Raw genomic sequence first — 11760 nt, forward strand, 5'->3', positions numbered from 1 at the left:
TCGACCCAGATTGGAACGGCCTAAGCGGATGGCTTGCCGGCTTTCCCGCGGTTGCGCTTGGCGAGCACGTTGAAGAATTCGACCGCCGCCGAGAACGCAATTGCGAAATAGATGTAGCCGCGCGGAATGTGAAACTTGAATCCATCCGCGACCAGCGCGACGCCGATCAGCACCAGGAAGGCGAGCGCCAGCATCTTGGTGGTGGGATGCTCCGCGACGAACCGGGCCACCGGCCCCGACGAGATGTACATGATCAGGCACGCGATCACGACCGCGGCGATCATGATCTCGATGTCCTGTGCCATGCCGATCGCGGTGATGATCGAGTCCAGCGAGAACACGATGTCGATGACGACGATCTGGGCGATGACCCAGAAGAAGGCGTTGCCGCCGGATTCGCGATCGTGCGCGCCGTCGTCGGCCTCGACCTCGGCGTGAATCTCGTGCGTCGCCTTCGCGATCAGGAACAGTCCGCCGCCGATCAGGATCAGGTCGCGCCACGAGAAATCGTATCCCTTCAGCGAGAATACCGGCGCGGTCAGGCCGATCAGCCAGACCAGCAGGCTGAGCAGGACGATGCGGAAGATCAGCGCCAGCGCGAGCCCGATCTGGCGGGCGCGGTGCGCCTGCTTCTCGGGGATGCGCGAGACGATCACCGACAGGAAGATGACGTTGTCGATGCCGAGCACGATCTCGAGCGCCGTCAGGGTCAGCAGCGCGGCCCAGGCTTCGGGGCTTGTCACCAGATGCATCATGCGAAGGATCTTGCCAGCCGGATCATGGCGTCGCTGAAGGCGATCCAGAGCGCGATCGCACACAGCGCGACGGTGACGGCGGTGCCGACGTGGAAATCCATCTCCAGCGTGTAGAGGCCGAGCAGGCCCCAGAGCACGATCAGCGACATCGTCAGCCAGCGCAGCCGCACGACGCGAACCGGATGCAGGACGTGGAACGGCACGAAGGTCAGCACCACCAGGGCCGCGACCAGCAGCGTCGACAGAAGCGGCGGCCAGTGCAGCAGGAACAGGTAGAAGGCCGCGGCATTCCACAACGCCGGAAATCCGCGGAAATGATTGTCGTCCGCCTTCATGCGCAGGTCGGCGAAATAAAGTGCACTGGTGACGATGATGGCGACACCGAGCAGCGGCGCCGCGACCGGCAACAGCAGACCGCTGGCCACGATCGCATAGGCCGGCACGAAGACATAGGTGAGGAAATCGACCACCAGATCGAGCACGTCGCCCGACCAGTTCGGCTGCACGTTCTTGACGTCGAGCCGGCGGGCGATCGGCCCGTCGATCGCGTCGATGATCAACGCGACGCCCAGCCATTGAAACATCGCCGCCCAGTGCTCGCGCACGGCCTCCAGCATCGCGAGCAGCGCCAGCGCCGCCCCGAACGCGGTGAAGATATGGACCGAGAAGGCCGCGGCGCGGATCGCCGGGGTGGGCTTCAGGGAATCTTCTTGGCTGTCCATGACTTCTGCTATCAGAACGAGGCCGGTTTGCACATCCGACATTGCGGCGCGCGGCGGTGCAATTCGTCATAAAAACAGGGAAAATCAGCGGGCTTGAATTTGCCGCGCGGCGTGTCAAATGTCGTTCCATGACAGACGCATCGACAGTCTTTGACGCAGCCGTCATCGGCGGCGGACCGGCGGGACTCGCGGCAGCCATCGCGCTGGCCGAGGCCGGCGCGCGGACCGCGCTGGTGGCACGGCGCGTCCCCTATTCCGACAATCGCACCACGGCGCTGCTCGGCGCCTCCATCGACCTGCTGGACACGCTCGGGGTCTGGCCGCGCTGCAGGGACAAGGCGGCCGCGCTCGAGGTCATGCGCCTCGTCGACGACACCGGCCGGCTGTTCCGCGCGCCGGAAGTGCGGTTCTCCTGCCACGAGATCGGGCTGGATGCCTTCGGCTACAACATCGACAACCGTTCGTTGATGCTGGCGCTGGAAGAGCGCGCGGCTGAATTGCCCGCCCTCGTCCGTTTCGACGACGAGGCCGAGAGCGTCGTCATCGAGGCCGACGACGTCGCGATCCGGACGGCATCGACGACATTCCTCTCGGCCCGGCTCGTGGTCGGCGCCGACGGCCGGCACTCGCTGTGCCGGGAGGCGTCCGGCATCGCCGTGACGCGGCGCGAACTGTCACAGACCGCGCTCACCTTCAACGTCGGCCATGCGCGGCCGCACCGGAACGTCTCGACCGAGTTCCACACGCCGCATGGTCCCTGCGTATTCGTGCCGCTGCCCGGCGAGCGTTCCAGCATCGTCTGGGTTTCCGCCCCGGCCGACGCCGAGCGGCTTCGCGGCCTGGACGACGCGGAATTGTCCGCCGCGATCGAGAAGCAGTCGCATTCCATCCTCGGCCGCATGACGGTGGAGCCCGGGCGCAACCTGTTCCCGCTGGCGATCGAGCGTCCCCAGTCCTTCGGCCGCAACCGCGTCGCGCTGGTCGGTGAAGCCGCCCATGTGGTGCCTCCGATCGGCGCCCAGGGCCTCAATCTCGGACTGCGCGATGCCGCCGACATCGCTAGGCACGCCGGCGAGGCCATCGCGGCGGGCAAGGATCCCGGCGCCCCCGAGGTGCTCAAGCGCTACGACCGGGCCAGGCGGCCGGACATTCTCAGCCGAACCTTCGCGATCGACATCGCCAACCGTTCCCTGCTCAACGATTTCCTTCCGCTGCAGCCGGTGCGCGCGGTCGGCATGCACCTGCTCGGCGCGATCGGTCCGCTGCGGCGCTTCGCCATGCGCGAAGGGCTGACGCCGACGTGGCGGCGCTAGCGCAGACGATCAGGGAAACGCCAGCCGGCCGGTCTGGATCGCCCACATCACGCTGGTCAGCGTGACCACCGAGGCGAAGGTGCCGAGCAGCACCGCGACCGACGCGGGTTCGATCCAGGCGTTGTTTTGCCGCGCGATCACGAACACGTTCAATGCCGGCGGCAGCGAGGCCATCAGCACGGCGGTGGCCGCCCAGGGCTGCGCGAACGGGCCGAACGCCAGCATCAATCCGAACGCCATGAGCGGGTGGATCAGCAGCTTCACCGCGACCACACCCGGCACCTCCCACGGCACGCGATCGAACGGGCGGAGCGCGACCGTCACGCCGAGCACGAACAGCGCGGTCGGCGCCGCCGCGTTCTGGAGGAACGTGATGGTGCGATCGAGCGCGAGCGGCATCTCGATATGCAGGGCTGCGACCGCCGCTCCGAAGGCCGCCGACATGATCAGCGGATTGAGCACGATCTGCTTCAGCACGACGGCGAAGGCGTGCACGATCGAGGGATGGTCGCGGTCGGAGAGTTCGATCAGCAGCGGCACGATCGTGAACAGGAAGATGCTGTCGCAGCAGAAGATCAGCGCGGTCGGCGCCGACGCCTTCGGGCCGAGCACGGCCAGCGCCAGACCCGGCCCCATATAGCCGATATTGCCGTAGCCGCCGGAGAGCCCCGCGAGTGTCGCCTCGCGCAGCGACAGGCGGCCGAGAAGCTTGCCGACGACCAGCGCCAGGGCGAACGCGGCGACCGTCGACAATGTCGTCGCGACGAGGAACGGCGGGTTGTTCAATTCCGAGAACGGCGTCTTGGACATGATCGCAAACAGCAGCGCCGGCAGCGACACGTAGAGCAGGAAGAAGTTCATCCAGGCGAGACCTGATTCCGGCAGCGATTTCATCTTGCCGCAGGCGAAGCCGACGAAGATCAAGCCAAAATAAGGTAGCGCCAGATTGAGGATATCGACCATTGATGAAGTATTTTCTGAAGATTTGGGGGCTATCCACCCCCTGACGGCAGGCTAATTCCAAATGAGGGCACTAGCATCGGCCACAATCCTGGTCTATCGACGAGGAATGATCAAAGCTCGGACCGCCAAATTCCAGATCGGACAGGTCGTGCGTCACCGGATCTTCTCGTTCCGGGGCGTGATCTTCGACATCGATCCGGAATTCAACAACACCGAGGAGTGGTGGCTGTCGATCCCCGAGGAGGTGCGGCCCCACAAGGACCAGCCGTTCTATCATCTGCTCGCGGAGAACGCGGAATCGGAATACGTCGCCTATGTCTCCGAGCAGAACCTGTTGCCGGACGATTCCGGCGAGCCGGTTCGCCATTCGCAGGTGGCCGAGATCTTCGTGAAGGACAAGGCCGGCGGCTATCGTCCGCGCAATCCGTCGCTGAACTGATTTTTCGCCGCCGACAAGCGGTCAGCAAAAAAGGCGCTCGAGATGAGCGCCTTTTTCATGTCCGGGATGAGAGCCCGATTACTTCTGGGCGGTCGGAGGCGTGCCGGGCGCGGCACCACCCTGCTGCTCGAGCTTCTTGCGCTGCTCGTCAGCCTTCTTCTGAAGCTCTTCCTGGAGCTTCTTCTGGGTTTCCTCGAACACCTTCGGATCGGTCGGCGGACCGTCATAGGCCTTCTGGAATTCGCCCGCGAGCGGCAGCGGCAGAGTCAGCGGCGCGCCATTGGCGTTGATCGCCTGGACGACGAGGTTCTGGCCCTTCTTCATGTTGTTGATGAGCTCGGGCGTGGCTTCGTAGTCCGACATGCAGCCGTTCTGGAAGCAGATCACGTACGGGCTCTGCAGCGGCGGATTGTTGTCGACGATGATGCGGGTGCCGTGCACCAGCTGCATGCCGAGCGGCAGGGTCACGCGCAGGATCTTCTTCGGCTCGCCTTCCGGCTCGATGATCACGGCGGCGATGACCGGCTGGCCCGATTCGATGCGGCCGTCCTTGCCGGTGAAGCAGACCTGCTTGGCGTTGGCGTCCTGGCCCTTGAGGCAGAACTTGGTCCAGGGCGCGTAGATCAGCTGGATCTGCTGGTCCGCCGGCTGAGCACCCTGCTGGGCCGGGGCGCCCTGAGCCGGGGCCTGCTGGGCCTGGGGAGCCGGAGCAGCCGCCGGAGCCTTGGGGGCAGCCTTCGGAGCGGCCTTCGGCGCCGCCTTGGGCGCGCCCGGGGCCGGCGCGGGGGTCTGCGCTTCAGCGGCGAACGGAACGGCCAATGCCGTGGCCGTCAACAGGGCGAGAAGTCGCCCGCGCGGCCGAACCGACGCGGCCAAGTAACGGAAATTCATTGCGGAAAACCCTTTCTGAACGGGAAGTGCCCGAACCGCTCGAAGCGCCGAACCTAGCCGCTTGGCGCGGCTCTCTCCCCGTCAATTGAGGCGGATAAGTGACGGGCCCGACGCTCTTACGCGATTGCCCGCCTTCTTAGCGTGGCCGACGAAAAGATCAATGCCGACAACCGGCTTTGACCGCGTCTTGAACCGCTCCCGGGCCTGCGCCCGGTGAAATTCCCTGTGATAGGATCGAGGTCCGCCGGTCCTCGAATCAGCATGTGCCGATGTTCATGTTCCAGCGCCTTATCGAGGGCCCCGCCGTCCGCCTCTGCCTCCTCGCCTTCGTCCTGGCCACGGGGCTACAGGCAGGCCCCGCGCGCGCCGAGGAAGCCCACGCCATTGCGATGCACGGCAAGCCGGCAATGCCGGCCGGCTTCACGCACATGCCCTATGCCAATCCCGATGCCCCCAAGGGCGGACGGCTGACCTGGGGCATTCTCGGCACCTTCGACAGCCTCAATCCCCTGATCGTGAAGGGACTGGCCGTCCAGCAGATGCGGAACTACGTGGTCGAGAGCCTGCTCGCGCGCGGCTATGACGAGCCGTTCACGCTCTACGGGCTCCTGGCGCGGTCCGTCGAGACCGACGACGAGCGCAGCTATGTCACGTTCCGCCTGGATCCCCGCGCCCGCTTCTCCGACGGCAAGCCGGTGCTCGCCGAGGACGTCCTGTTCTCGTGGCAGCTCCTGCGCGACCACGGCCGGCCCAACCACCGGCAGTACTACGCCAAGGTCGCCAAGGCCGAGATGCTCGACCCCCTCGCCGTCCGCTTCGACCTTGCCGGCGCCAACGACCGCGAATTGCCGCTGATCCTCGGCCTGATGCCGATCCTGCCGAAACACGCGGTCGACGTCGCCAGCTTCGAGGAGACCACGATGACCGGGCCGATCGGTTCGGGCCCCTACCGGGTCACGGCGGTGAAGCCCGGCGCCAGCGTGACGCTGACCCGCAATCCCGACTATTGGGGACGCGACCTCCCGATCAATCGCGGCCTCTACAATTTCGACGAGATCAGGCTCGACTATTTCCGCGAGGCCAACGGCCAGTTCGAGGCCTTCAAGCGCGGCCTCTATGATTTCCGTGTCGAGAACGAGCCGCTGCGCTGGCACGACGGCTACGATTTTCCGGCAGCGAAAAGCGGCGAAGTGATCCGCGACACCGTCAAGCCCGGCGTGCCGCAGCCCTCGGAATTCCTGGTGTTCAACACGAGGCGCCCCGTCTTCGCCGACATTCGTGTGCGCCGGGCACTGACGCTGCTGTTCGATTTCGAATTGGTCAACCGCAACTATTTCTTCGGCCTCTATTCGCGCGTGGCCGGTTATTTCGCCGGCTCGGACCTGTCGGCCTACGGCCGGCCCGCGGATGCCCGCGAACGCGAGCTGCTCAAGCCGTTCGCCGCGAAAATACCGCCCGACATCATGGACGGCAGCTACCGGCTGCCGGTGACCGACGGCTCGGGCCGCGACCGGACGACGCTGCGCGCCGCGCTCAAGCTGCTGTCGGAGGCCGGCTATGACCTCGACGGCACCGTGCTGCGCAACCGCGCGACAAGGGCCCCGCTCACCTTCGAGATGCTGGTGACGACGCGCGACCAGGAGCGCATCGCGCTCGCCTTCCAGCGCGATCTGAAGCGGGCCGGAATCGAACCGACCGTACGCTCGGTCGACCCCGTGCAATTCGACCAGCGCCGCCTCGCCTACGAATTCGACATGATCCAGAACCGCTGGGATCAATCGCTCTCGCCGGGCAACGAGCAATATTTCTACTGGGGCAGCGCAGCCGCCGACAGTCCGGGCACCCGCAACTACATGGGGGCCAGGGATCCGGCGGTCGATGCCATGATCGCCGCCCTGCTCGAGGCCCGTGATCATGCGGGCTTCGTCTCGGCGGTGCGCGCGCTCGACCGGGCACTGGTCGCGGGCTTCTACACAATCCCGCTGTTTAACGTATCCGAGCAATGGATCGCGCGCTGGAATCGGATAGAACGACCGAAGGCGACCGCGCTGTCCGGCTACCTGCCGGAGACATGGTGGTCCAAGGGTGAGCCTCAAGCGAAGTGATGCCGTGAACCAGTCAGCCGTATCGCCAACGCTCGACACGCTGTTCCAGCGCACGCTGTCCCGGCAACCGCACGCGCCGGCCCTGATCGACCCCATCAACAAGACGCGCGTGACCGGGCACCAGCCGCGGCGGCTGACCTATGCCGAGGCCGACACCGCGATCGAAGCGCTGTCGGCGCACTTCGTCGAATCGGGACTGCCGGCCAACTCCGTCATTGCGCTTCAGCTGCCGAACACGGTCGAGTTCGTGCTGACGGTGCTCGCCGCGCACCGGGCCGGCCTCGTGGTGGCCGTGCTGCCGCTGTTGTGGCGGCATGCGGAACTGACCGCCGCGCTCAACCGCACGGCTGCGCGGGCCATCGTCACCATGAGCAAGGTCGACGGTGTCAGCCATTCCGACCTAGCCATGCATGCCGCCGCCGAGGCCTTCTCGATCCGCCATGTCTGCGGTTTCGGCACCGACCTGCCGGAGGGCATGGCATCGCTCGACGAGGTGCTGGCCAATCCGCACGGCACCACGCGCAGCGTCATCCAGGACGGCCGCAAGGCGGCGATGATCTCCTTCGACGTCACCGCGGAGGGATTCCGCCCGGTGCCGCGGCCGCATTTCAGCCTGATCGCCGGCGGGCTGGCGATGTCGCTGGAAGCCGACATTCAGCAAGGCGCGACCGTGATGGCGGCGTTCGCGCCGATGTCGTTCGCTGGTCTCGCCTCCTCGCTCGCGGCGTGGCTGCTCTGCGGCGGCACGCTGGCGCTGCATCATCCCTTCGAGCACGACGTGCTGGAGCAGCAGGTCAGCGAAGACCGTTGCGACGTACTGATCGCGCCGGCGCAGCTTGCCTTGCGGCTCGGCGCGTCCGACCTCGCGGCGCGGATGCCGACCCTGCGCAACGTCGTCGGGCTATGGCGCGCGCCGGAACAGGTGGCCGCGAGCGATGCCTGGATCGCACCGCACGCGCCGCTCACGGACGTCTATCTGTTCGGCGAGGCCGGACTGTTCGGCGCCCGGCGCGGCGAGGACGGCATGCCGGTAGCGGTAATGCCGGGCCCGCACGGCGCCCCACGCGAACAGTCGGGCTCCTCGATCGCCGGCGAAATCCTGCTGACGCCGAAGGGCACGCTGGGCCTGCGCGGGCCGATGGTGCCGATCGCGGCCTACGCACCGCCGCAGCCGGCCGGAGACACGCTGACGGCGCAACCGCCGCGCGACCATGTCGACACCGGCTATGCCGCGCGACTCGACCGCGTCAGCGGCGCGATCTGCGTCACCGCGCCTCCCTCCGGCATCATGGCGGTCGGCGGCTACCGTTTCCTCTCCAACGATCTGCAGGAATGGGCACGCCGGCTCGGCCAGGGCGCGCTGTTGACCGCGCTGCCGGACCGGCTCAGCGGCCACCGGCTCGCGGGCCGCGCCCAGGACAATGCCCGCGCCCGCGAGGCGCTCAGCGAGCTCGGACTTAACCCCTTGATGGTCGAAGCTTTTCGGGACCGGACCGGGCCCGTCTAGGCCGATTTTCGAAGCCTTCGTTGACGCCGCATTAAGGCGGCCGAACTAGATTGCGCAATATCTATTGCGTGATCAGAGTTTGCGATGTCCCAGGCCGGCCCGATCCTCTTCGTATCGAACAGCCAGCGGCCAGCCTTCGTCTCGGCGCTGGATGATGCCCGGCTCTTTCCCGTGATCGACAGCGACTGGACCAACGCCGCGCGTGCCGTCGAGCAGGTGCAGCCCGCCGCGGTCATCGCCGCGATGACCGGCGGACACGAGCCCCACATCGCGCCGTTCGCAAAGAAGATCGCCGAGCAGCCGCTCTACCTTCCTCTCGTCGCGCTCGACGCGCCGGGCATGCTTCCCCACAACGCCCTGCCCTTTTCCTCGCACGGCAGTCATGCCGACCGGCTCGGCGCGCGGCTTCGCGCGGCGCTGCGCGTGCGGACGCTGCATGCGACCGTGCTGCGCAGGTTGCCCGAGACCACCGCAAAGGTCCCGCTGCCCCAGACCGACCCGGCGCGAGATGCGACCGTGCTTCTGATCGGCCGCGGTGCGGCCTATCCGGCGCTGTCGGTTGCACTCGGCGAGCGCATGGGCGTGATCGGCGCGCTCTCGATCGAGGCCGCCGCGAAGCATCTCAACAGCCGCGACATCGACGGCGTCGTGCTCGCCGAGGGATTCACGGCGCGTGTCGCCGACGCATTCCTGACCGTGCTCGCCGAGGATACCCGCTTCCGCAGCCTGCCCGTCGTCGTCACCGCACATCAACTCACGCAGAACTTCGATCTGCCCAATCTCGAGATAATCTCCGGCGAGCCGGCGAAAGTCGCCGCCAATGCGCTGCCGCTGATCCGCCAGCATGCGATGGAAGCGCAACTGAGCCGCACGCTGCGCTCGATCGACGCCGGCGGCTGGCTCGATCCACGCAGCGGCCTGCTGACGGTCGAGGCATTCGCCCGCGATTTCGCCAAGGCCGTGGACCAGACTCTTGCCCGCGGCGGCGGCCTATCGGTCGCGCGCTTCGCCTTCGATCCCGCCAATCCCCGCGCGCAACTCGACGCCGCGCGCATCCTCAGCCGCCTGATGCGGCAGATGGATTTCGGCGCCGCGCAGAAGGACGGCTCGGTGATCGTGGTGTTCGCGGAAACCGACTTCCGGACCGCGCACATGATCGCGCGCCGCCTCTCCGCGGTGATGCGGCACACCTCGAACGGCAAGCACGAGATGCGCAGCGATCCCGTGGTCTCGGTCGACTCGCTGTCGCCGTCGGATACGGCCAAGTCGCTGCTGGCACGCCTCTCCGCTGAAGCGCCACGCGCGGCGTCCTGAACCGCCGTGCAGGCTGCGCCGCGTCCGGCACAAGTGAGCTGTGACATTCGGCTCTAGCTCGCCACGGTCCGCTCATGCTTTGATCGCGCCCGGTTGGATCATCGGGAAACAAATCCATGTATGACGTCATCGTCGTCGGCGGCGGTTCCGCCGGTGCCGCCATTGCCGCGCGCCTCTCCGAAGTTCCGAACAAGCGCGTCCTGCTGCTGGAGGCCGGCCTCGACTGGCGCGCGGCCGACGCGCCCTGGGAAGTCACCACCCCGAACCCGATCCCGATCATCCATCAGCGCGAATTCCAGGAGAAGTGGCAGTGGCCGCACCTGCATGCGCGTCGCGTCGCGGGCCAGGAGCAGCGCTTCTACTGGCGCGGCAAGGGTCTCGGCGGCTCCTCGATGATGAACGGCCAGATCGCGATCCGCGGCGTCGCCGACGCCTTCGACGAATGGGCCGCGATGGGCTGCACCGGCTGGTCCGCCAAAGATGTGATGCCCCTGTTCTCGGTGATTGAAGACGACCTCGCTTTCGGTGACAGGCCGGGCCATGGCAAGGGCGGCCCGCTCCCGGTCTATCGCGCGCCGCCGGAGACCTGGGGGCCGGTCGATCGCGGCCTTCGCGATGCCGCGCTCGCCGCGGGATATGCATGGTGCGACGACGTCAACGGCCCCGATGGCGAAGGTGTTGCCTGCTATCCCATCAACAGCCGCAACCTGCGCCGGATTTCGACCAACGAGGCCTATCTGGAGCCCGCGCGCGGCCGCACCAATCTGGATATCCGCGGCTTTGCCCTGGTCGATCGCCTCGTGATCGAGAACGGCCGGGCCACCGGCGTGATCGTGCATATCGAGGGTCAAGGCACGCAGGACATCAGGGCGCGCGAGATCGTGCTCTGTGCCGGAGCGATCCACAGCCCCGCCATCCTCATGCGCTCGGGCATCGGGCCGGCCGATGAATTGAAGGCGATGGGGATCGCGGTCGAGCGCGACTTGCCTGTCGGCAAGCACTATTTCGACCATCCGCTGTTCCGCGCCACCATCCAGCTTCGCGAACAGCTGCGCCCGACCGATCGCGACACCCGCCACACCAATTGCTGCGTCACCTACTCGTCCGGTCTTGCCAATGGCGGCAAGCGCGACATGATCCTGATCTGCTTCAATCACCGCGGCATCGGCAATCCCGGCGCGATCGGCGCCGGCCTCTACAACGCCTTCTCACGCGGCACGCTGAAGCTGGCCTCGCCCGATGCCTCCGTCGACCCCATCGTCGAGGAGAACATGCTGGCCGATCCCCGCGACATGGAGCGCATGGTCGACGCGGTGAAGCGGCTCGCCGTCCTCACCACGCAGCCTGCGCTGTCCGGCATCGCCGACTGGATCCGCCTCACCGACACCGACATGACGCTGCCGCAGGCCGCCGCGCTGCCGACCCATGAACTGGAAGCCGTGTTGCGCCGTGACACCGGCGACATCCAGCACGCGGCGGGCTCCTGCCGGATGACGGGCTTCAATGACACCGATGGCGTGGTCAATCCCGACGGCACCGTGAAGGGCATCGCGGCGTTGCGCGTCGCCGACGCCTCGATCATGCCGGCCGACTGCCGCGCCAACACGCATTTCACCACGGTCGTGATCGGCGAGATGATCGCGCGCATGATGCTACGCAAGCCGGAGGCCGCGATGGCGGCCGCCGTACCGGCGGAGTGAGGGCCCGAACTTTCGCGCCCCGGACGCAACGCAGCGCGTCTTCGCGGTGCG

Annotated in this window: 10 protein-coding genes; 6 read left to right on the plus strand and 4 right to left on the minus strand. The window is 66.9% G+C overall.

Annotated features, from left to right (window positions below):
• Positions 1–20: 20 nt before the first annotated feature.
• Positions 21–755 carry a TerC family protein gene (locus QM712_RS17410; RefSeq protein WP_415024354.1) on the minus strand — a complete coding sequence of 245 codons (735 nt, stop codon included), beginning with the start codon at positions 753–755 and terminating at the stop codon, positions 21–23.
• Complete coding sequence (pcsA, locus tag QM712_RS17415) at positions 752–1519, minus strand: phosphatidylcholine synthase (protein WP_415024355.1); 768 nt, start codon at positions 1517–1519, stop codon at positions 752–754. Before pcsA ends, QM712_RS17410 begins: the two co-directional genes overlap by 4 nt.
• An 86-nt stretch (positions 1520–1605) precedes the next feature.
• Here pcsA and QM712_RS17420 point away from each other — a divergent pair, with 86 nt between their 5' ends.
• Positions 1606–2790, plus strand: coding sequence for a UbiH/UbiF family hydroxylase (locus QM712_RS17420; protein ID WP_415024356.1), 1185 nt, complete (start codon positions 1606–1608; stop codon positions 2788–2790).
• Between the two features lie 9 nt (positions 2791–2799).
• Here QM712_RS17420 and QM712_RS17425 read toward each other — a convergent pair whose 3' ends face one another.
• Positions 2800–3753, minus strand: a complete 954-nt coding sequence (locus QM712_RS17425; protein WP_415024357.1) for an AEC family transporter — start codon at positions 3751–3753, stop codon at positions 2800–2802.
• Between the two features lie 106 nt (positions 3754–3859).
• On the opposite strand from QM712_RS17425, the gene hspQ reads away from it, so the two are divergent.
• Positions 3860–4192: a heat shock protein HspQ gene (gene hspQ / locus QM712_RS17430; protein WP_024341905.1), complete on the plus strand. Its 333-nt coding sequence runs from the start codon at positions 3860–3862 to the stop codon at positions 4190–4192.
• Between the two features lie 78 nt (positions 4193–4270).
• On the opposite strand, the gene QM712_RS17435 is transcribed toward hspQ, so the two are convergent.
• The gene (locus tag QM712_RS17435; RefSeq protein ID WP_415024358.1) at positions 4271–5083 is read right to left on the minus strand and encodes an invasion associated locus B family protein; all 813 of its coding nucleotides are present in this window, start codon (positions 5081–5083) and stop codon (positions 4271–4273) included.
• Positions 5084–5352: 269 nt separating this feature from the next.
• Here QM712_RS17435 and QM712_RS17440 point away from each other — a divergent pair, with 269 nt between their 5' ends.
• From QM712_RS17440 to QM712_RS17455, 4 genes are all read left to right on the plus strand, one after another.
• A complete protein-coding gene (locus tag QM712_RS17440; protein ID WP_415024359.1) occupies positions 5353–7188 on the plus strand; it encodes an extracellular solute-binding protein in 1836 nt (611 codons plus the stop codon).
• Between the two features lie 4 nt (positions 7189–7192).
• Positions 7193–8695, plus strand: coding sequence for an AMP-binding protein (locus QM712_RS17445; RefSeq protein WP_415024360.1), 1503 nt, complete (start codon positions 7193–7195; stop codon positions 8693–8695).
• Between the two features lie 84 nt (positions 8696–8779).
• Positions 8780–10009 (plus strand): GGDEF domain-containing protein, encoded by a 1230-nt coding sequence (locus tag QM712_RS17450; RefSeq protein ID WP_415024361.1) that lies wholly within the window; start codon positions 8780–8782, stop codon positions 10007–10009.
• A gap of 116 nt (positions 10010–10125) precedes the next feature.
• Positions 10126–11709, plus strand: a complete 1584-nt coding sequence (locus QM712_RS17455) for a GMC family oxidoreductase (RefSeq protein WP_415024362.1) — start codon at positions 10126–10128, stop codon at positions 11707–11709.
• Positions 11710–11760 lie beyond the last annotated feature (51 nt).

Origin of the sequence: Bradyrhizobium sp. (assembly GCF_047605465.1) — a bacterium.
Lineage (GTDB): Bacteria > Pseudomonadota > Alphaproteobacteria > Rhizobiales > Xanthobacteraceae > Bradyrhizobium.

Coding starts and splice junctions, on each gene's coding strand:
- QM712_RS17410 (WP_415024354.1), bottom strand. CDS start 755: ATGATGCATCTGGTGACAAGCCCCGAAGCCTGGGCCGCGCTGCTGACC.
- pcsA (WP_415024355.1), bottom strand. CDS start 1,519: ATGTCGGATGTGCAAACCGGCCTCGTTCTGATAGCAGAAGTCATGGAC.
- QM712_RS17420 (WP_415024356.1), top strand. CDS start 1,606: ATGACAGACGCATCGACAGTCTTTGACGCAGCCGTCATCGGCGGCGGA.
- QM712_RS17425 (WP_415024357.1), bottom strand. CDS start 3,753: ATGGTCGATATCCTCAATCTGGCGCTACCTTATTTTGGCTTGATCTTC.
- hspQ (WP_024341905.1), top strand. CDS start 3,860: ATGATCAAAGCTCGGACCGCCAAATTCCAGATCGGACAGGTCGTGCGT.
- QM712_RS17435 (WP_415024358.1), bottom strand. CDS start 5,083: ATGAATTTCCGTTACTTGGCCGCGTCGGTTCGGCCGCGCGGGCGACTT.
- QM712_RS17440 (WP_415024359.1), top strand. CDS start 5,353: ATGTTCATGTTCCAGCGCCTTATCGAGGGCCCCGCCGTCCGCCTCTGC.
- QM712_RS17450 (WP_415024361.1), top strand. CDS start 8,780: ATGTCCCAGGCCGGCCCGATCCTCTTCGTATCGAACAGCCAGCGGCCA.
- QM712_RS17455 (WP_415024362.1), top strand. CDS start 10,126: ATGTATGACGTCATCGTCGTCGGCGGCGGTTCCGCCGGTGCCGCCATT.